Annotated in this window: 18 protein-coding genes and 1 tRNA gene; 8 read left to right on the top strand and 11 right to left on the bottom strand. The window is 67.6% G+C overall.

Features of this window, described 5'->3' with window-relative positions:
* Positions 1 to 73: 73 nt before the first annotated feature.
* Positions 74 to 1,156: an ABC transporter ATP-binding protein gene (locus tag SriyCCGPB3_RS07995; protein ID WP_153855131.1), complete on the bottom strand. Its 1,083-nt coding sequence runs from the start codon at positions 1,154 to 1,156 to the stop codon at positions 74 to 76.
* 352 nt (positions 1,157 to 1,508) lie between these two features.
* On the opposite strand from SriyCCGPB3_RS07995, the gene zwf reads away from it, so the two are divergent.
* From zwf to eda, 5 genes are all read left to right on the top strand, one after another.
* Positions 1,509 to 2,945 (top strand): glucose-6-phosphate dehydrogenase, encoded by a 1,437-nt coding sequence (gene zwf, locus SriyCCGPB3_RS07990; protein ID WP_049460638.1) that lies wholly within the window; start codon positions 1,509 to 1,511, stop codon positions 2,943 to 2,945.
* Positions 2,942 to 3,949 carry a glucokinase gene (glk, locus tag SriyCCGPB3_RS07985; RefSeq protein ID WP_110711924.1) on the top strand — a complete coding sequence of 336 codons (1,008 nt, stop codon included), beginning with the start codon at positions 2,942 to 2,944 and terminating at the stop codon, positions 3,947 to 3,949. Before zwf ends, glk begins: the two co-directional genes overlap by 4 nt.
* Positions 3,946 to 4,671, top strand: a complete 726-nt coding sequence (gene pgl, locus SriyCCGPB3_RS07980) for a 6-phosphogluconolactonase (protein ID WP_110711923.1) — start codon at positions 3,946 to 3,948, stop codon at positions 4,669 to 4,671. The genes glk and pgl overlap by 4 nt, the downstream gene beginning before the upstream one ends.
* Positions 4,672 to 4,729: 58 nt before the next feature.
* Positions 4,730 to 6,646 (top strand): phosphogluconate dehydratase, encoded by a 1,917-nt coding sequence (gene edd, locus SriyCCGPB3_RS07975; RefSeq protein WP_014036797.1) that lies wholly within the window; start codon positions 4,730 to 4,732, stop codon positions 6,644 to 6,646.
* A 237-nt stretch (positions 6,647 to 6,883) separates the two neighbouring features.
* Positions 6,884 to 7,543, top strand: coding sequence for a bifunctional 4-hydroxy-2-oxoglutarate aldolase/2-dehydro-3-deoxy-phosphogluconate aldolase (eda, locus tag SriyCCGPB3_RS07970; protein WP_110711920.1), 660 nt, complete (start codon positions 6,884 to 6,886; stop codon positions 7,541 to 7,543).
* 331 nt (positions 7,544 to 7,874) lie between these two features.
* Here eda and SriyCCGPB3_RS07965 read toward each other — a convergent pair whose 3' ends face one another.
* The 3 genes from SriyCCGPB3_RS07965 to ispG all read right to left on the bottom strand — a co-directional run bounded on the left by SriyCCGPB3_RS07965 (position 7,875) and on the right by ispG (position 10,718).
* Positions 7,875 to 8,522, bottom strand: a complete 648-nt coding sequence (locus tag SriyCCGPB3_RS07965; RefSeq protein WP_004153112.1) for a response regulator — start codon at positions 8,520 to 8,522, stop codon at positions 7,875 to 7,877.
* 200 nt (positions 8,523 to 8,722) lie between these two features.
* The gene (locus SriyCCGPB3_RS07960; protein ID WP_110711919.1) at positions 8,723 to 9,472 is read right to left on the bottom strand and encodes a phosphatase PAP2 family protein; all 750 of its coding nucleotides are present in this window, start codon (positions 9,470 to 9,472) and stop codon (positions 8,723 to 8,725) included.
* Positions 9,453 to 10,718, bottom strand: coding sequence for a flavodoxin-dependent (E)-4-hydroxy-3-methylbut-2-enyl-diphosphate synthase (gene ispG / locus SriyCCGPB3_RS07955; protein ID WP_087922229.1), 1,266 nt, complete (start codon positions 10,716 to 10,718; stop codon positions 9,453 to 9,455). The genes SriyCCGPB3_RS07960 and ispG overlap by 20 nt, the downstream gene beginning before the upstream one ends.
* A 114-nt stretch (positions 10,719 to 10,832) precedes the next feature.
* Here ispG and SriyCCGPB3_RS07950 point away from each other — a divergent pair, with 114 nt between their 5' ends.
* Both SriyCCGPB3_RS07950 and SriyCCGPB3_RS07945 read left to right on the top strand, forming a co-directional pair.
* Complete coding sequence (locus SriyCCGPB3_RS07950) at positions 10,833 to 12,059, top strand: ATP-binding protein (protein ID WP_119007669.1); 1,227 nt, start codon at positions 10,833 to 10,835, stop codon at positions 12,057 to 12,059.
* Positions 12,056 to 12,625: a response regulator transcription factor gene (locus SriyCCGPB3_RS07945; RefSeq protein WP_110711917.1), complete on the top strand. Its 570-nt coding sequence runs from the start codon at positions 12,056 to 12,058 to the stop codon at positions 12,623 to 12,625. Before SriyCCGPB3_RS07950 ends, SriyCCGPB3_RS07945 begins: the two co-directional genes overlap by 4 nt.
* Positions 12,626 to 12,754: 129 nt before the next feature.
* Here the strand turns inward: SriyCCGPB3_RS07945 and pgi are convergent, their stop codons facing one another.
* The 7 genes from pgi to pcnB all read right to left on the bottom strand — a co-directional run bounded on the left by pgi (position 12,755) and on the right by pcnB (position 18,852).
* Positions 12,755 to 14,269 carry a glucose-6-phosphate isomerase gene (pgi, locus tag SriyCCGPB3_RS07940; protein WP_350260060.1) on the bottom strand — a complete coding sequence of 505 codons (1,515 nt, stop codon included), beginning with the start codon at positions 14,267 to 14,269 and terminating at the stop codon, positions 12,755 to 12,757.
* Positions 14,266 to 14,646 carry an aspartate 1-decarboxylase gene (panD, locus tag SriyCCGPB3_RS07935; RefSeq protein WP_032128853.1) on the bottom strand — a complete coding sequence of 127 codons (381 nt, stop codon included), beginning with the start codon at positions 14,644 to 14,646 and terminating at the stop codon, positions 14,266 to 14,268. The genes pgi and panD overlap by 4 nt, the downstream gene beginning before the upstream one ends.
* An 87-nt stretch (positions 14,647 to 14,733) precedes the next feature.
* Positions 14,734 to 15,231 (bottom strand): hypothetical protein, encoded by a 498-nt coding sequence (locus SriyCCGPB3_RS07930; RefSeq protein ID WP_197610591.1) that lies wholly within the window; start codon positions 15,229 to 15,231, stop codon positions 14,734 to 14,736.
* Between the two features lie 66 nt (positions 15,232 to 15,297).
* Entirely contained in the window at positions 15,298 to 16,137 is an 840-nt protein-coding gene (gene panC, locus SriyCCGPB3_RS07925) for a pantoate--beta-alanine ligase (protein ID WP_350260059.1), read from the bottom strand.
* Positions 16,134 to 16,949: a 3-methyl-2-oxobutanoate hydroxymethyltransferase gene (panB, locus tag SriyCCGPB3_RS07920; protein ID WP_153855138.1), complete on the bottom strand. Its 816-nt coding sequence runs from the start codon at positions 16,947 to 16,949 to the stop codon at positions 16,134 to 16,136. The genes panC and panB overlap by 4 nt, the downstream gene beginning before the upstream one ends.
* A 34-nt stretch (positions 16,950 to 16,983) precedes the next feature.
* The gene (gene folK / locus SriyCCGPB3_RS07915; protein WP_350260058.1) at positions 16,984 to 17,469 is read right to left on the bottom strand and encodes a 2-amino-4-hydroxy-6-hydroxymethyldihydropteridine diphosphokinase; all 486 of its coding nucleotides are present in this window, start codon (positions 17,467 to 17,469) and stop codon (positions 16,984 to 16,986) included.
* A gap of 3 nt (positions 17,470 to 17,472) precedes the next feature.
* Positions 17,473 to 18,852, bottom strand: a complete 1,380-nt coding sequence (gene pcnB, locus SriyCCGPB3_RS07910; RefSeq protein WP_433963286.1) for a polynucleotide adenylyltransferase PcnB — start codon at positions 18,850 to 18,852, stop codon at positions 17,473 to 17,475.
* A gap of 52 nt (positions 18,853 to 18,904) precedes the next feature.
* On the opposite strand from pcnB, the gene SriyCCGPB3_RS07905 reads away from it, so the two are divergent.
* Positions 18,905 to 18,979: transfer RNA gene (locus SriyCCGPB3_RS07905), tRNA-Glu, on the top strand.
* The last annotated feature ends 409 nt before the right edge of the window (positions 18,980 to 19,388 follow it).

The following is a 19,388-nucleotide window of genomic DNA, read 5'->3' as shown; positions in this document are numbered from 1 at the left end:
GGAATGGTAGTGCCGGCCGCTGGCCGGCAACCATGCCTGGTTGAGGTTGCCGGCCAGCGGCCGGCACTACCCGTTACAGGCGCTCGCCGGTTTCCGGGTTGAAGAAGTGCAGGCCCTGCGGGTGGATCGCCACGCGGATCTGCTCGCCTACCGCCGGCAGCGACTGCGGCGCCACGCGCATGGTCAGCGCGTGCTGGCCACTGCTCAGATTCACGAAGATCTCGTTGCCGACCGGCTCGATGCCTTCGATGCGCGCGATGAACGCATGCGCATCATCGGCGGCCGCCGGTTGCAGGTGCTCCGGGCGCACGCCCACCGCGATCGGCTTCTGCAGCCACGCCGGATCGATCGTGGCCTGGCCCAGCGGTGCACGCCATTCGCCGTCGACCACGGTCACACCACCGGCATCACCCTGCAGCGTGCCACGCAGCACGTTCATCGCCGGGCTGCCGAGGAAACCGGCCACGAACAGATTGGCCGGGCGGTCATACAGCGCCATCGGCGTATCGATCTGCTGGATGATGCCGTCCTTCAGCACCACGATGCGCTGGCCCAGGGTCATCGCTTCGACCTGGTCGTGCGTCACGTAGATCATGGTGGTGCCCAGCTTGCGGTGCAGCTGCGCGATTTCGGTGCGCACGCTGTGGCGCAGCTTGGCGTCGAGGTTGGACAGCGGCTCGTCCAGCAGGAACACCGCCGGCTCGCGCACCAGTGCACGGCCCAGCGCAACACGCTGGCGCTGGCCACCGGACATCGCCTTGGGCAGCTTGTCCATCATCTCGGTCAGGCCCAGGGTCTGCGCTGCTTCGGCGATGCGCTTGTCGATGGTCGCCTTGTCATGCCCGCGCAGCTTCAGGCCGAAGGCCAGGTTCTCGGCCACGGTCATGTGCGGATACAGCGCGTAGCTCTGGAACACCATGGCGATGTCTCGATCCTTCGGCGCCACGTCGTTGACCACGCGGTCACCGATGGTCAGCGTGCCGCCGCTGATCTCCTCCAGGCCAGCCACCATCCGCAGCAGGGTCGACTTGCCACAGCCGGACGGACCGACCAGCACCATCAGCTCGCCATCGGCGACCTCGAAGCTGGCGTCCTTCACCGCGACCTGGCCGTTGTCATAGACCTTGCGCACACCCTGCAACTGCACTTTTGCCATATCACCTATCCGGTCCGCCCGAAGCCGGGCTGTCTTTTGGGACTGCCTCGGCCCTCCCGATGGCAGTGATGATTGCGCGCCTGCCGCATGACGGCGAGCACTGCAATCGAATACAGTTGCCCATTCTGCCATGTAAACGTTTTCACGTGGCACTATCCGATGATCGGTGCGCACCGATCTGCGTCGGCGGTTGAACGAAGGTTCCGCCGAGGCAGTGGTTTCGAATGGAACGGTCTTCCGCTACCCCGGAGAACGTTCCCGACGAACCTCGGACAGGCAGTTGCGCGGATGTCCCCCGAACCCAGCCATGAAGCGATTGACAACGATGTCACCCGGATCTGAAACTCGAGCGATGCACGACACCCTCTTCCTGTTCGGTGCCACAGGTGATCTGGCCCAGCGCTACCTGTTCCCTTCGCTGCTTCGCCTGCTTGGCGACGGCCTGCTGCCGGAGGACTTCCGCATCCGTGCACTTGCCCTGTCCGGGCATGACACCGAAGCCTTCCATGACATCCTGCGGCCGCGCCTGCAGCAGGCCATGCCGATGGCCACGCAGGACGACATCAGCGCCCTGCTGCGCCGCATCGACTACCGTTCGGTGGACCTGCGCGACGTCGACTCGGTTGCCGCCGCAGTTTCCGACCTGGTGCACCGCAAGTGCGTCAGCTACCTCGCCATCCCACCGGGCCTGTACATCTCCACCTGCGAAGGCCTGGCCAAGGGCGGCGCCCTCGCCGCACCCGCACGCCTGATGCTGGAGAAGCCGATCGGCAGCGACAGCGAGAGCGCCGAGGAAATCATCAGCACCATCGGCCAGTGGATCGACGAGGACCGCGTGTTCCGCCTCGACCACTACCTGGGCAAGGCCGCGGTGCAGAACCTGATCGCACTGCGCTTCGGCAACACGCTGCTGGAAGCAGTGTGGAACCGCAACTACATCGAATCGGTGCACATCCTGGTGGCCGAGAGCGAAGGCGTGGATGGCCGCGACGCCTACTACGCCCGCTCCGGCGCCCTGCGCGACATGGTGCAGAGCCACATCCTGCAGCTGCTGTGCATGGTGGCGATGGAGCCGCCGGCCTCGCTGGAAGCCGACCGCATCCGCGACGAGAAGGTCAAGGTGCTGCGCGCCCTGCGCCCGCTCGATGCCAGGCACGCCGCGCGTGACAGCATCCGTGGCCGCTACACCGCCGGTACCATCAACGGCCAGCCGGCCCAGGCCTACCAGCCGCCGGAAGGCAGCGACGTGGAAACCTTCGCCGGTGTCACCGCGCACATCGACAACTGGCGCTGGAGCGGCGTGCCGTTCCACCTGGTCACCGGCAAGCGCCTGCCCGAGCGCACCACGCGCGTGGTGGTCACGCTGAAGCCGGTCACCCACTGGCTGTTCGAGCGCCCGCAGCGCGCGCAGGCCGCACCGAACCGCCTGGTGTTCCAGCTACAACCGCAGGAAAACATCGAACTGGGCCTGATGAGCAGCCTGGCCGGCCCGGAATGGGGCGCGCTGGAACTGCATCCGCTGGAACTGGAATTGTCGGTGCCGACCGGCCTGCACCGCCGCATCGCTTACGAACGCCTGTTCCTGGATGCCTTCAACGGCAACCACACGCTGTTCGTGCGCGATGACGAAGTGCGCGCCGCCTGGGCGTGGATCGACAGCGTCGCCGACGCCTGGAAGGACGCCAAGCTGCCGCTGGAGCCCTACCCGGCCGGCCAATGGGGCCCGAGCAATGCGGGCGAGTTCCTGCCGCAGGGCGTGGACGCGCCGGACAGCGGAGCGTCGGCATGAGTGCCAGCTCGCAGCCGGTGCTGGTCGCCGACATCGGCGGTACCAACGCCCGCTTCGCCCTGGCCGACACCTCGCAGGACGCACCGCTGCAGAAGGACAGCATCCGCGAATACGCGGTGGCGGAGTTCCCGTCGCTGGGTGATGCCGCGCGCCACCACCTGGAACAGATCGGCGCCACGGCCAGCCGCGGCGTGTTCGCGGTGGCCGGTCGCGTCGACGGTGACGAAGCGCGCATCACCAACCACCCGTGGGTGATCTCGCGCAGCCGCACTGCAGCCATGCTCGGCTTCAACGAACTGCACCTGATCAACGACTTCGCCGCACAGGCGATGGCGATTTCACTACTGCAGCCCGAAGACGTGGTCCAGGTCGGCGGCGCCGCCTGGGTCCCGGGCAAGCCGGGCCAGCCGCGCAACTACGCGGTGATCGGGCCGGGTACCGGGCTGGGTGTCGGCGGCCTGATCCTGCGCCATGGCCGCTGCTACCCGCTGGAAACCGAAGGCGGCCATGTCAGCTTCCCGCCGGGAACGCCGGAGGAAATCCGCATCCTGGAGATCCTGTCCGAGCAGTTCGGCCGCGTCTCCAACGAACGCCTGATCTGTGGCCCCGGGCTGGTCAACATCCATCGTGCCGTGTGCGAGATGGCCGGCATCGATCCGGGCCAACTGCAGCCGGTGGACGTGACCGCGCGTGCCCTGCACGGTGATCCGCAGGCGATGCGCACCGTGGATGTGTTCTGTGCCGTGTTCGGCGCCATCGCAGGCGACCTGGTGCTGACCCAGGGTGCATGGGACGGCGTGTTCCTGACCGGCGGGCTGACCCCGAAGATGCTCGATTCGCTGCAGCACTCCGGTTTCCGCCAGCGCTTCGAACACAAGGGCCGCTTCTCTTCGATCATGGCGCGGGTGCCCTCGTTGGCCGTGATGCATCCCCACGCCGGACTGCTGGGCGCCGCCGCCTACGCCGCCGACGCCGAACGTGACGCACCTGGAGTTGCCGCATGAGCCCCACCACCTTCCACGACGACCGCATCGAGTTCATCCAGCACGGCGATGCCGATGGCTGGATCGAGGCGGTGGCCGCCGAGATGGCGCAGACCCTCAACCACGACATCAACGAAGTGGGCCGTGCCCGCATCCTGTTGTCTGGCGGCACCACGCCGGCACCGGTCTACCAGGCGCTGGCCGAACTGGACGTGCACTGGGACCGCGTGGAAGTGAGCCTGGCCGACGAGCGCTGGCTGTCGCCGCAGGATCGCGACAGCAATGCCTGGCTGGTGCGCGAACACCTGCTGAAGCGCGCCGAAGGTGCGCATTTCGATCCGCTGGTGCGCATCGGCAAGCCCCTGCCGGAATGCGTGTACACCGCCAACCTGCAGGCCCAGCACAGCCAGCCGCCGAGCCTGGTGGCACTGGGCATGGGCAACGACGGCCACACCGCCTCGCTGTTCCCGGGCTCGAAGGACCTGGCCCGCGCACTGGAAAGCACCCTGCCCTACGCGGCGCTGGATGCCACCGGCTGCCCGGGCGCGAACCAGTGGCCGCTGCGCATCACCCTGACCCCGCATGGCCTGCGCCAGTGCCGCCAGCGCCTGCTGCTGCTGCGCGGCAAGCAGAAGCTGCAGGTACTGCGCCAGGCGCTGGACAGCAATGACGTCCAGCAGTACCCCATCCTCAATGCGATCAACCTGGAAGGCGCGCGCCTGCGCGTCCACTGGGCTGATTGATGTTGGCGGCGGCGCCGTGCCGCCGCTTGCCTCTCGCCACCACGAACGCCGGTAGCCAATGAGCCTCCATCCGCAACTGCAAGCCATCACTGAGCGTGTCATCCGCCGCAGCGCCGCCTCGCGTGCCGCCTACCTGGCCGCGATCGACGCCTCCCTGCGTGAGGGCCCGTTCCGCAGCCGCCTGAGCTGCGGCAACCTCGCCCACGGGTTCGCCGCCTGCGGCGGCACCGACAAGAGCCGCCTGCGCGGTGGCGTGACGCCGAACCTCGGCATCATCACCGCCTACAACGACATGCTGTCGGCGCACCAGCCGTTCGAGACCTATCCCGAGCAGATCCGCGAGATCGCCCGTGAGCTGGGTGCCACCGCACAGGTGGCAGGCGGCGTGCCGGCGATGTGCGACGGTGTCACCCAGGGCCGCGGCGGCATGGAACTGTCGCTGTTCTCGCGCGATGTGATCGCGCAGGCCACCGCGATCGGGCTCAGCCATGACATGTTCGACACCACCGTCTACCTCGGTGTGTGCGACAAGATCGTGCCGGGCCTGCTGATCGGTGCGCTGGCCTTCGGCCATCTGCCGGCGGTGTTCGTGCCGGCCGGCCCGATGACCCCGGGCATCCCGAACAAGCAGAAGGCCGAAGTGCGCGAGCGCTACGCTGCCGGCGAAGCGACCCGCGAAGAACTGCTGGAAGCGGAGTCCGCCTCGTACCACGGCGCCGGCACCTGCACCTTCTACGGCACCGCCAATTCCAACCAGGTACTGCTGGAAGCAATGGGCGTGCAGTTGCCGGGCGCATCGTTCGTCAATCCGGGCACGCCGTTGCGCGACGCCCTGACCCGCGAAGCGACCGAGCGCGCGCTGGACATCACGGCACTCGGCGACGACTTCCGCCCGTTGGGCCGGATCATCGACGAGCGCGCGATCATCAACGCGGTCATCGCGCTGATGGCTACCGGCGGTTCGACCAATCACACCATCCACTGGATCGCGGTGGCGCGTGCGGCCGGCATCGTGCTGACCTGGGACGACTTCGACGAACTGTCGCAGCTGATTCCGCTGCTGGCGCGCGTCTATCCGAACGGCGATGCCGACGTGAACCGCTTTGCCGCTGCCGGTGGCCCGGCGTTCGTGTTCGGCGAACTGATCAAGGCGGGCCTGATGCATGGCGACCTGGTCAGCGTGGCACGTGGCGGCATGGCCGACTATGCGCGCGAGCCGCAGCTGCGCGACGGCCAGCTGGTCTACCTGCCGGGCCTGGAACACAGCGCCGATGACGAAGTGGTGCGTGGCGTCGACAATCCGTTCGAACACCAGGGCGGCCTGCGCCTGCTGCGCGGCAACCTCGGCAAGTCGCTGATCAAGCTGTCGGCGGTGAAGCCGCAGTACCGCACGATCGAGGCACCGGCGGTGGTGGTCGACGCGCCGCAGGTGCTGAACAAGCTGCACGCCGGTGGCCTGCTGCCCGAGCATTTCGTGGCGGTGGTGCGTTACCAGGGCCCACGTGCGAACGGCATGCCGGAACTGCATTCGCTGGCGCCGCTGCTGGGCCTGCTGCAGAACCAGGGCCGGCGCGTGGCACTGGTCACCGATGGCCGCCTGTCCGGTGCCTCGGGCAAGATTCCGGCGGCGATCCATGTGACGCCGGAAGCGGCGCGCGGCGGTCCACTGGCCAAGGTGCGCGAGGGCGACATGATCCGCCTCGATGGCGAGGCCGGCACGCTGGAAGTGCTGGTGGACGCGGCCGAATGGGCCGCGCGCCCGCTGGCGCCGAACACCGCGCCAGCCGCGCATGATCTGGGCCGCAACCTGTTCGCGATCAACCGTCGCGTGGTGGGCCCGGCCGACCAGGGGGCGATTTCGATTTCGTGCGGGCCGGCGGCGGCTGATGGTGGGCCGTGGGAGTACGACGCGGAGTATGAGCTGGGGCACGATGCTGCGGCTGCGGCGGCGCCGCATGAGGCGAAGGACGCCTGAGGGTTGAAGAGCGTTGCGGGTGTGCGTTGGCGGTGAGTGTCCTGGTTGAGGCGGCGGGTAGCCCCCACCAGGACACGCCGTAAACCCATCCATGGGGGCTCAGTCGCGCCATCCATGGCGCTCACGGTCCTGGTGGGGGCTACCCGCCGCCTCAGGACAGTTTCCCGGCGCCCTCGCGCCGCGAAGTGATCACTGAAAATCAAATTCAAACGCAGAAGCAAAGGCAGAAGCAGAGCTATGGGTATCGAACAACATCAGGTGAAGGCGGCGGAGCTGTTGCGTGCGGCGGGCATCCTGCCGGTGGTGACGATTCATACGCTGGACCAGGCGCGTGCGGTCAGCGCGGCGCTGCTGGAAGGTGGTTTGCCGGCGATCGAGCTGACGCTGCGCACGCCGGTGGCGATGGAAGCGCTGGCGATGCTCAAGCGTGAGCTGCCGGATGTGGTGGTGGGTGCGGGCACGGTGCTGACCGTGGAGCAGATGCAGCAGTCGATCGATGCGGGCGCGGACTTCCTGGTGACCCCGGGTACGCCGCCGGCGCTGGCTGATGCACTGGCCGCTGCGCCGCTGCCGGTGGTGCCGGGTGCGGCAACGCCGACCGAGCTGCTGTCGCTGTATGCGCGCGGCTTCCGCGTGTGCAAGCTGTTCCCGGCCACGGCCGTGGGTGGACTGGCGATGATCAAGGGCCTGGCCGGCCCGGTCGCCGACCTCAAGCTGTGCCCGACCGGTGGCATCACCGAAAACACCGCCGCTGAGTACCTCGAGCAGAAGAACGTGGTCTGCATCGGCGGTTCGTGGATGGTGCCGGGCAACTGGATCGCCGACGGCGCATGGGACAAGGTGCGCGCCAGCGCCGCTGACGCCGCGAAGATCATCAAGCGCGTGCGCGGCCACTGAGCCCGACAAAGGTGTAGAGCCGAGCCCACGCTCGGCTCCGGCATCATCAGGGGTCAGAGCCCTTTCCCGCCGGGAAAGGGATCCGACCCCAGGCAACGTGCACGCACAGCGCGCGACCCGCTCCTGCTGTTCCTTCTTCATTCCGCGGTGGCGGCGCACGGAAACTGTCCGTGGCCCTGCGGAGGGATTGCGCAGGGGCGTAAGCGCCATGGATGGCGCGCCCGAGCCTCCAGGGATGGATTCACGGCGCCCCCCTGCGCAATCCCTCCGCAGGGCCAATCCGACGAATCCTGCCGCACACCGCGAGGGGCTCAGCCGTTGGCTGAATCCCTTACAGCGGCCGCGCCGGATCCACCAGCCCGTACTGGCTGGCCATCCGCGCCAGCGCGATGTTGTCGTGGATCCCCATCTTCTCGAACAACCGCGCCTTGTGCGTGTTCACCGTCTTCGCACTCAGGCTCAGCCGCCGTGCGATGTCTTCCTGGCGCAGGCCCTGGGTCAGCAGCAACGCCACTTCCAGCTCGCGCGGGGACAGGCTGTCGAACGGCGAACCGTTGCCTTCCACCGTCGACAGCGCCAGGTTCTGCGCGATGCTGGTGCCCAGGTAGCGACGGCCACCGGCCACGTCACGCACCGCGCGCAACAACTCCTGCGCATCGCAGCCCTTGCCGATGTAACCGGCGGCGCCAGCCTCGAGCAGCCGCTTCGGCAGCGGGCCATCTTCCAGCACCGACACGATCACCACGCGGGTATTGCGGTGGCTGCGGACGATGCGCTCGGTCACTTCCATGCCGCTCACGCCCGGCAGGTGCAGATCGCACAGCACCACGTCCGGCAGCAGCTGGCGCACTTCGCGCAGCGCATCTTCACCGGTCTCGGCTTCGCCCACCACCTCGATGTCGGTTTCCCCCGACAGAATCATCTTCATCCCGGTGCGGACCAGTGCGTGGTCATCCACCAGGTAGACTCGAATCGTCATTCATGTACCTCTTCGAATGCGGCCATTGCAGGTCAAGCTAGGCAGGGTGCCGATACCCTGCAAGCGCGCCCGTAATGCAGCGCCGGCGATCTGCCTTGCGCATCACAGTACGACGCGTTGTGCTTGCCCCCTGTCTTGCAGAACCTGCTGCAACGAAACAACTGATCTATCACGTAGACGTCCCCGAAGGGCCATCCACGTCAAACCCCCTGTGATGATGCTTCGCTGGCCTTCGCTGGCGGCGAGCCGTGACGTCGCCAAGGGTGCCGGCGACTGAACATGACCAGATAGCACCCTACCACCCAAACCAGCGCGGCACACCATCCGGCCAGGATATCGGAGGGGTAATGCACCCCCAGGTACACCCGGGACACGCTCACCAGCAGGCTGAACGCCGGTGCCAGCAGCAGCACCGGCCAGCGCCAGCGGGTGTTCCAGGCCAGCAGCACCAGGGTCACCGCCAGGGTCATCGAGCCCATCGCATGGCCGCTCGGGAAGCTGAACGTCGACTCCGGCGCGATCGATTCCCACAGGCTGGGGCGCTGGCGCTGGAAGAAATGCTTGCTGCCCATGTTCAACAGCGCCGAGCCGACGAAGCTGACCGCCACGAAGGTCGCCTCGCGCCAACGCCGGTAGCCCAGCAGCGCGCCGATGATCAGCACATCGGCCGGGATGAGGAACCACTCGTAGCCCAGTCTGGAAATGAGCACGAAGAAGCGGTCGAGCAGCGGCGAATGCAGGCCATGCATCTGCCACAGCAGCGGCGCGTCGAAATGGAACGATTCAAACTCGTGCACTTCGTCGGCCAGGGCGACGAAACCGGCCAGCGGCAGCAGCACGCCACCGAACAGCAGCAGCAGGCGCCAGGCATTGCGCGCCATCCAGTGGCGGAAACCGGAGGCGGACTCCGGCGCAGCGAGGATCGCGGGCTTATCCGGCGCTTCGGACATATTTGTGTTCGACGTAATCGTCGATCAGGGCGACGAACTCCTGGGCGATGTTCTCGCCACGCAGGGTCACCTTCTTCTCGCCATCGACGAACACGGGCGCAGCCGGGGTTTCACCGGTGCCCGGCAACGAAATACCGATGTTGGCGTGCCGCGACTCACCCGGCCCATTGACGATGCAGCCCATCACCGCCAGGGTCATGTTCTCCGCCCCCGGGTGGTGGATCTTCCACAGCGGCATCTTCTCGCGCACGTGGTTCTGTACCACCTTGGCCAGCTCCTGGAAGAACTCGGAGGTGGTGCGGCCGCAACCCGGGCAGGCCGTGACCAGCGGCGTGAAGGCGCGCTGGCCGGTGGTCTGCAGCAGTTCCTGGGCGACGATCACTTCCTGCGTGCGCGACTGGCCCGGTTCCGGGGTCAGCGAGATGCGGATGGTGTCACCGATGCCTTCCTGCAGCAGCACGCTCAGTGCCGCCGACGAGGCAACGATGCCCTTGCTGCCGATACCGGCCTCGGTCAGGCCCAGGTGCAGGGCGAAGTCCGAACGCTGGGCCAGGTCGCGGTACACCGCGATCAGTTCCTGCACGCCACTGACCTTGGCCGACAGCACGATGCGATCACGCGGCAAACCGAGCTCCACCGCCTGCTCGGCCGAATCCAGCGCCGAACGGATCAGCGCCTCGCGCAGCACGCGACCGGCATCCCAGGGCTGTTCGCGCAGGTTGTTCTCGTCCATCAGCTTCGCGGCCAGGGCCTGGTCCAGCGAGCCCCAGTTGGCGCCGATGCGTACCGGCTTGTTGTAGCGGATCGCGAACTCGATCAACTGCGCGAACTGCAGGTCCTTCTTCTTGCCGAAGCCGACGTTGCCCGGGTTGATGCGGTATTTGGCCAGCGCTTCGGCACACGCCGGTTCGGCGGTCAGCAGCTGGTGGCCGTTGTAATGGAAGTCGCCGATCAGCGGCACGTCGATGCCCATCATCGCCAGCTTGTCGACGATGCGCGGGATCGCCGCAGCGGCTTCAACGGTGTTGACGGTCAAGCGCACCATTTCCGAACCGGCCCGCCACAGCTCGGCCACCTGCTTCACGCTGGAGGCCACGTCGGACGTGTCAGTGTTGGTCATCGACTGCACCACCACCGGCTTGCCTCCGCCTACGGTGACCCCGCCGATCTGCACGGCATGGGTCTGGCGGCGGGGCCAGGAGGTGGCATCGGAGGGAGGAGTCGGGCGGGTGACGGCGTCGTGCATGGGCGCATTCTACCGCCCGCCCCCGCATTCCGGGTGACTCGCATTCAGCCGGCGGCACGGCTGCGGCCTATTGTCGCAGGCACGCCCGCCCGTGAACGCATACGATGAGCGTGAATGACCGGTCCCGACGCCCCGTTTCTCCGTACCCTGTGCAGCCTGCGCTGGCTTGCCGTAGGCGGCCAGGCCGCCACCATCCTGGTTGCCACCTGGGTGCTGGGCCTGCCGTTGCCGCAGCTGCCGCTGTGGGCCGGCGTGGCGGTGCTGACCCTGTTCAACATCTATACCCAGTTGCGTCCGGAAGCGGCCGATACCGCACCGCTGACTGCGTTCGGCCACATCCTGGTGGACGTGATCATCCTGACCTGGATGGTCGGCTGGAGCGGCGGCATGGCCAACCCGTTCAGCTCGCTGTTCCTGATCCTGATCGCGCTGGCCGCGTTCGCCCTGCCCCTGCGCTGGGCACTGGCGGTGGCGCTGGCCTGCCTGCTCGGCTACGCCGCCAGCGGCATCTTCGGCCAGCCATTGCCGGACGGTTATTTCCGCGCGCAGGACCTCAACCGCTGGGGCGTGGTCGCCAATTTCCTGATTTCCGCCGCGGTGGTACTGGCCTTCTCCACCCGGCTGGCGCTGGCCCTGCGGGAGCGCGAACTGGAATTGTCGGCCCTGCGCGAGCGCTTCGCCCGCAACGAGGGCATCGTCGCGCTGGCCACCCATGCCGCCTCGGTGGCGCATGAACTGAACACGCCGCTGGCGACCATGACCCTGCTCGCCGACGATGTCGCCGAGCGCAGCGAAGAGCCGGAAGTGCGCGAGGACATGGAAACCCTGCGCGAGCTGCTGGTGCAGTGCCGGGAGCGCGTACTGGCGCTGGCCGCACCGGCCTCGGCCGACGCGCCCGGCCGCAGCCATTCCAGCGCCCAGCAGGTGCTGGAGCAGTGGCGCCTGGTACGGCCGACCATCGACCTGCACCGCAACGACGATGCACCGCTGCGGCTCCCACTCGACCCGGGCGTGGGCCACCTGCTGATGGTCCTGCTCAACAACGCCGCCGATGCCGGCGAGAAGGCCGGCCGGCCGCGCGTGGACCTGGACCTGCGCATCGAAGGCGACGACCTGATCGGCGAAGTCCGCGACTACGGCCATGGCTTCGACGCCCGTGCCGCCGTGCTGCCGGGCAAGCTGTTCGGCAGCAGCAAGAGCGAGGGCATGGGCGTCGGCCTGGCCCTGTCCCATGCCACCATCGAACGCCTCGACGGCGAGATGTGGATGCGCCCGGCCCAGGGGGCCGGCAGCCGCGTCGGCTTCCGCCTGCCGCTGGCCCCACGCGAGGACACCCCATGAGCCTGCATCACTCCACCCTTGGCCTGCTGGTCGACGACGACGAGCTGTACCTGCGTACCCTGCAGCGCAGCCTGGCGCGCAAGGGACTTGAAACCCAGACCGCACAGGATGCCGCCAGCGCACTGGCGCTGGCCCGGCAGCATCCGCCGGCGTTCGCCCTGATCGACCTGAAGCTGGGCAGCGATTCCGGCCTGTCCCTGATCCAGCCATTGCGCGCCCTGCGCGCGGACATGCGGATCCTGCTGGTGACCGGCTACGCCAGCATCGCCACCGCCGTGGAGGCGATCAAGCTCGGCGCCGATGACTACTTGCCGAAGCCGGCCACGGTGCCGATGATCCTGCGCGCCCTCGGCGAGGAAGACGACGGCCCGGCCGACGATGGCGAAATGGAAGTGCCCGATGCGATGACGCCGATCAGCCGCCTGCAGTGGGAACACATCCAGCAGGCGATGCACGAGACCGGTGGCAATGTGTCGGCGGCCGCGCGCCTGCTCGGCATGCACCGGCGCTCACTACAGCGCAAGCTGGCCAAGCGGCCGAGCCCGGAGCGCGACCCGAGCCGATGACGTGGTAGTGCCGGCTGCTGGCCGGCAACCTCGTGAACGGTGAAGGCATCGCCAGAATGCCGGCCAGCGGCCGGCACTACCAGAAGACAGGACCACCTGTAGTGCCGGCCGCTGGCCGGCACCAGAACCTCAGCGCTTGAGCTGCGCCAGGATCTCGCGGGTCATCGGATCGGCAACGGCCACATCCTCGCCCTGCAGCGCCGGCAACAGGCCACTGGCCAACTGCTTGCCCAGCTCGACACCGAACTGGTCGAACGCGTTGATGTTCCAGATCACCGACTGCACGTACACGGCGTGTTCGTACATGGCGATCAGCGCACCCAGCGCCTGCGGGGTCAGAGCGTCGAGCAGGATCAGCGTGCTCGGGCGGCCGCCCGGGTAATCGCGGTGCGGATCGTCGCTGCCCTGGCCATTGGCCAGCGCCTCGGTCTGTGCAAGCAGATTGGCCAGCAGGGCCTGGTGATTGATCGTGTAGGGATCATCGTTGTGCACGCAGCCGATAAAGTCGGCCGGAACGATGCTGGTGCCCTGGTGCAGCGCCTGGAAGAAGCTGTGCTGCACATCGGTGCCCGCCCCGCCCCACCACACCGGCACGGTGTCAGTGGTGACCGGCAGGCCATCACGCTGCACGCGCTTGCCCAGGCTCTCCATCACCAGCTGCTGCAGGTAGGCCGGCAGCAGCGCCAGGCGCTGGTCGTAGGTCATCACCGCATGCGTGGCATGGCCCAGCAGGTTGCGGTTCCAGATATCGGTCAGGCCGTGCAGCACCGGCAGGTTGCGCTCCAGCGGTGCATCCAGCGCATGCGCATCCATCTGCGCAGCGCCTTCCAGCAGCTGCTCGAAGCGCTCGAAGCCGATCGCCAGCGCGATCGGGAAACCGACCGCCGACCATAGCGAGTAACGGCCACCGACCCAGTCCCACATCGGCAGTACGCGATCGGCGGCGATCGCGAAGGCCCTGGCGGCACGCTCCGGATTGGCGCTGACGGCATACAGGCGCTCGCTGCCGCCCAGCCAGTCGTGCAGGATCTGGCCGTTGAGCAGGGTTTCCTGCGTACCGAAGGTCTTGGAGATGAGGATGCCGGCGGTCTTCGCTGGATCCAGCGTGGCCAGCGTGCGCTGCATGGCGGCGCCGTCCACGTTCGACACGAAATGCACGCGCAGGCGCGCACCGGTGACCGGGCGCAGCGCATCGGCGACCAGGCGCGGACCGAGGTCGGATCCACCGATGCCGACGCTGACCACATCGGTCACGCCACTGTCTTCCAGCGCGCGCACCAGCACGCCCATGCGCTGGCGGATCCCGCGCGCGGTGGCATAGGCCTCGGCCGCCACCGGCGCATCGACCACATCGCCACGCAGCGCGGTATGCAGCGCGGCGCGGCCTTCGGTCAGGTTGACCTGCTCGCCGCGGAACAGGCGCGTGATCGCACCACCGACATCACGCTCGGCCGCCAGCGCCAACAGCGCCTGCAACGCCGCGGCATCGTATTTCTGCCGGGCGAAATTGACATACAACGGACCGACCCGCAGCGCCAGGTCCTGTACACGGCCGGGTTCGGCGGCGAGCAGGCTGGGAATGCTTGCGCCCTTCAGGCGCTGGGCGTGGGAATGCAGCGAGTCGAATCCGTTGTTCGTTGTCATGCGGCCTGTGTCGGGATCGTGTCGTTGGTGTGGGAGATCTGGTTCTTGCCATCAACGTACACCAGCTTCGGCTTGAAGCTGTCAGCTTCCTGCTCGGTCATGCTGGCGAACGCGGCGATGATGATGATGTCACCGACCTGCACGTGGCGCGCGGCGCCACCGTTGAGCGAGACAACGCCGCTGCCTGCTTCGGCGCGGATGGCATAGGTCGAGAAGCGCGCACCGTTGGTCACGTCCCAGATGTGCACCTGCTCGAACTCGCGGATGCCGGTGGCAGCCAGCAGGTTGTCATCGATGGCGATGGAGCCTTCGTAGTTCAGCTCGGAATGGGTGACGGTGGCGCGGTGGATCTTGGTCTTGAGCAGGGACAGGTGCATGGGGGCGCTGCAACGGCAAAGGAAAGAGCGGATTCTAGCACCCGCTTGGCCGTCATCAGGGGGCTGCAGCAGGACGCTGAAGGCCGTTCAGGCGCGCTCGCCCGGCAGCGCTGGCGGCATGGGGCCAACGCTACCTGCCAGCGACAGGCGGAACACCGCATGGAACGCCCAGCCGGCCACCGCACCGAAGCCCCCGGCAGCCAGCACTGACAGGCCATAGCTGATCACATCGAAGGTGTCGACATAGCGCAGGCGCTGCAGCAGCGGGCCGCTGTCGTCGCCCGGCCAGGCACAGGTGGCCATGGCCAGCGCGCCCAGGCCAAACCCCACAAGGACGAAACCGACCCGGCGCAGGCGCTGCTGAGACTGCAGGATCAGCGCCATCGGCAACAGCACGGCAATGGCATTGCAGACCGCCAGTACGAACATCAGCCCGCCACCGATCAGGGCCGGCACCGGTGTACGCCCGAGGTCCAATGCGAACAGCAGGCCGCCGAACAGCTGCGCCGGCAGCATGCCGGCGGCCAGCACCGCCAGGATCGAAGCCTGGGCAAGGCGGCCGGTATCAGTGGTGGGGGTGTTCATTTCCGGTCTCCCGTCCGTGGGATGGCGAGAGGCGCCCATTGCGGGCACCCCGGAGCCGCATGCGGCTCAGAACTCCAGGTTGTCGATCAGGCGGGTGGTGCCCAGCCGCGCGGCAATCAGCGCCACGCGGCCACCGCCGTCGAAGGTCGGCTCGGCCAGTTCCGGAGTGCGCAACACGGCGTAGTCGACCTGGAAACCGGCGGCCTGCAGCGCAGCGGTGGCATCGGCCTCGATGCGCTCGCGTGCCTGCCCGGCGACATAACCCTCGCGCATGCCCATCAGGGTGCGGTGGATGGTGGTCGCGACCGGGCGTTGTTCGGCGCTCAGGTACTGGTTGCGCGAACTCTTGGCCAGGCCATCCTCGTCACGCACGATCTCCGCACCAACGATCTGGATCGGGAACGACAGCTCGGCCACCATCTGCTTGATCACGGCAAGCTGCTGGTAGTCCTTGCGGCCGAACACGGCCACGTCGGGCTGTACCTGCAGGAACAGGCGTGCGACCACGGTGCAGACACCGTCGAAGTGACCCGGTCGGCTGGCGCCTTCCAGCACTTCACTGACGCCGGGCGCGTGCATCTGCGTGGTCTTGTCCACGCCTAGCGGGTACATCGCCTCGACGCTGGGCAGCCACACCGCATCGCAGCCGACCTGCTCCAGCCCGGCCACGTCGGCCTCGGGCGTGCGCGGGTAGCGGCTGAAGTCTTCATTCGGCCCGAACTGGGTCGGGTTGACGAAGATGCTCGCCATCACCTTGTCGGCGTACTGGCGGGCCAGGGTCACCAGCGAATGGTGGCCCCCATGCAGGTTGCCCATGGTCGGCACCAGCGCCACGCGCAGGCCCTCGCGCTTCCACTCGGCGATCTGCCCGCGCAGTGCGCCGAGCTCGTTGAAGGTCTGGATCATTGGGCGTAGGCGTGCTGTTCGTCGGGGAAGCTGCCGTCGCGCACGGCGTCGGCATAGGCGCGGGTGGCACCGGCCACCGAACCGCCTTCGGCAAGGAAATCCTTGACGAACTTGGGACGGCGATGGCCACTGTCCAGGCCAAGGAAATCGTGCAGCACCAACACCTGGCCGTCGCACTGCGGGCCGGCACCGATACCGATGGTCGGCACATCCACCGCAGCGGTCACGTCCGCGGCGACCGGGGTCGGCACGCATTCGAGCACCATGATGCTGGCGCCGGCAGCGGCCACAGCCTTGGCATCTTCCACCAGCTGGCGAGCGGCATCGCCACGCCCCTGGATCTTGAAGCCACCCAGTCGCAGCACCGACTGCGGGGTCAGGCCCAGATGCGCACAGACCGGAATCTCGCGCTCGACCAGGTAGCGGATGATGTCGACCTTGAAGCCGGCACCTTCGATCTTGACCATCTCAGCGCCGGCCTGCAGCAGCTGCAACGAGGCATCCAGCGCGCGCTCCGGGGTGGCATCGGCGCCGAACGGCAGGTCGGCCACAAGCAGCGCACGCTGCAGCACGCGGGCCACGGCGCGGGTGTGGTAGACCATGTCCGCCACGGTTACCGGCAGGGTCGAATCATGGCCCTGCACCACCATGCCCAGCGAATCGCCGATCAGGATCAGGTCGACGCCGTTGGCATCGAAGGTGCGGGCGAAGCCGGCGTCGTAGGCGGTCAACATGACCAGCTTCTGGCCATTGCGCTTGGCTTCGGCCAGGGCGGGAACGGTCCAGGGCTTGCTGTCTGCGTGGGTGCTCATGTGCTGATAACCGGGGGAGATAACCCGGCCATTATCACCCTAACGGCGCGATCCCGCAGGCATCCACCCGCATCACTGCATCCTGCACGCGACCGTGGCCGGGAATGGCCAGATCCGGCGCGATTTCGGCCAGCGGCACCAACACGAAGGCGCGCTCGTGCATGTACGGGTGCGGCACCTTCAACCCGGGCTGGTCGAGTTCCTGCGCGCCATACAGCAGCAGGTCCAGGTCCAGCGCGCGCGGGCCCCAGTGCACCGACGGGTCGCGCACGCGGCCGAAGCGCTGCTCCAGCACCAGCATCGCCTGCAGCAGCTCATCGGCCGGCAACGTGGTGTCGACCGCAGCCACCGCGTTGACGAACGGCGGCTGGTCTTCATTGCCCCAGGCCGGCGTGGCGTAGAGGCGTGAGGCCTGGCGCAGGCGGGTACCGGGCAGGTCGTCGAGCGCGGCAATCGCCGCGCCGACGGTGGCGGCCGCGTCGCCGAGGTTGGCGCCGAGGCCGATCCAGGCAAGGGTCATCGCTTACTCGCCCGTTGCACCGGCCGGGGCACCCGGACGACGACGGCGACGGCGACGCTTGCGCGGCGCCCCGTTCTCGTCGTCACCCTCTTCGCTGTGCATCGCATCCAGCGACGATTCCAGTTCGCGACCGGACTGTGCCTGTGCCTCGCGCCAGAATTCAACATCGGCGGCGTGTTCGGCCGAGGCTACCTGGCGCAGGCTGAGGAAGTCGAATGCAGCACGGAAACGCGGATGGGTCAGGGTGCGGAACACGCGCTTGCGCTGGCGCGAGCCGAAGCGCGACTGCAGCAGCCAGATCTCCTGCATCGGCAGCGAGAAGCGGCGCGGCAGCGCGATGGTGCTCAGCTGCTGCACCGTGACGCGGTCAGCGGCACGACGCTGCGCTTCTTCCGGCGCCACGCCCTGCTTGAGCAGGGTCGCCTGCGTGCGACAGTAGGCCGGCCACAGCAGCAGCGCGAACAGGAACGCGGGCGAGACAGGCTCGTCGTTGGCCACGCGCGCATCGGTGTTGGCCAGGCCTTCGACCAGCATGCGGCGCAGCGCGCCGGTGCGGTTGGACTTGAGCGCCTTGGCGCTTTCCGGGAACAGCACATCCAGCAGGCCGTAGCGCTCCAGGCCTTCGAAGCTGGCCACGCCGTGCCCGGACAGGAACAGCTTGAGCACTTCCTCGAACAGGCGTGCCGGCGCGGCTTCATTGAGCAGGTCGGCCAGGCGCGGGATCGGCGCGGCGGTGCCCTCTTCGATCTGGAAGCCGAGCTTGGCCGCCAGGCGCACCGCACGCAGCATGCGTACCGGATCCTCGCGGTAGCGCTGTTCGGGGTCGCCGATCAGCTTCATCAGGCGCGCCTGCACGTCTTCAAAGCCGCCTGTGTAGTCGCGCACCGAGAAGTCCTCGATGGCGTAGTACAGAGCGTTGCAGGTGAAGTCGCGGCGGACGGCGTCGTCTTCGATGGTGCCGTACACGTTGTCGCGCACGAGCATGCCGTTTTCCATCTCACGGTCGCCGCTGCCGTCATCGCTGTTGGCACGGAAGGTGGCGACTTCGATGATCTCGCGGCCGAACACCACATGGGCGAGGCGGAACCGGCGACCGATCAGGCGGCAGTTGCGGAACAACTGCTTGACCTGTTCGGGCGTGGCGTCGGTGGCCACGTCGAAATCCTTGGGTTGGCCATTGACCAGCAGATCGCGCACCGCACCGCCGACAAGGTAGGCGCCGAAGCCGGCATCGCGCAGGCGATAAAGCACGCGCAGGGCGTTCGGGCTGATGTCCTTGCGGGAGATCGTGTGCTGGTCGCGCGGGATGACGCGCAGGCTGAACGGTGATGTAGCAGGGGAAATGATGTTGGCGCTTCCGGTTGAAGTTTCGGGATTGCCCAATGGCATCGAGGTGCATATACTAGCGCTCCTGCCTCGGCAGCGACACAGTTACGCTCCCTTCGTCTAGTGGTTAGGACGTGGCCCTCTCAAGGCTAAAACAGGGGTTCGAGTCCCCTAGGGAGCGCCAGTCGCCGCAGCAGGAACCGAAAAAGCCCGCCTTTGTGCGGGCTTTTCTGTTTTCCGGGATTGCAGTGACTGCGGTCGAGTTGGTCGCATCGGCGCCTCCCTGCAATCGGCTTGAGCCGGTGGGGTCACCCAGGGCAGGACACGCCGTGAACCCATCCATGGGGGCTCGATGGCGCCATCCATGGCGCCAACGGTCCCGCCCTGGGTGACCCCACCGGCTCTGGACGGTTTCCCGCGCCCCCGGCAGCAACCGACCAGCGCTTCGCCGCGTCCACACGCACCATGAAACTGTCAGGAGGGGGCAGGCCGCCCTCTCCAGGACCGTTGGCGCCATGGGTTGGGCGCATGCGCCCGACGGGTTGGGCAAGGAGCCCAACCCTGGTCTTGCCGAGTGCGCAGGACAGCGCACG

It is taken from the genome of Stenotrophomonas riyadhensis (assembly GCF_040256885.1).
In the GTDB taxonomy this organism is placed as follows: domain Bacteria; phylum Pseudomonadota; class Gammaproteobacteria; order Xanthomonadales; family Xanthomonadaceae; genus Stenotrophomonas; species Stenotrophomonas riyadhensis.
The sequence above is the reverse complement of the archived record's forward strand: the minus strand, read 5'-3'. Positions and strand labels throughout refer to the sequence as shown.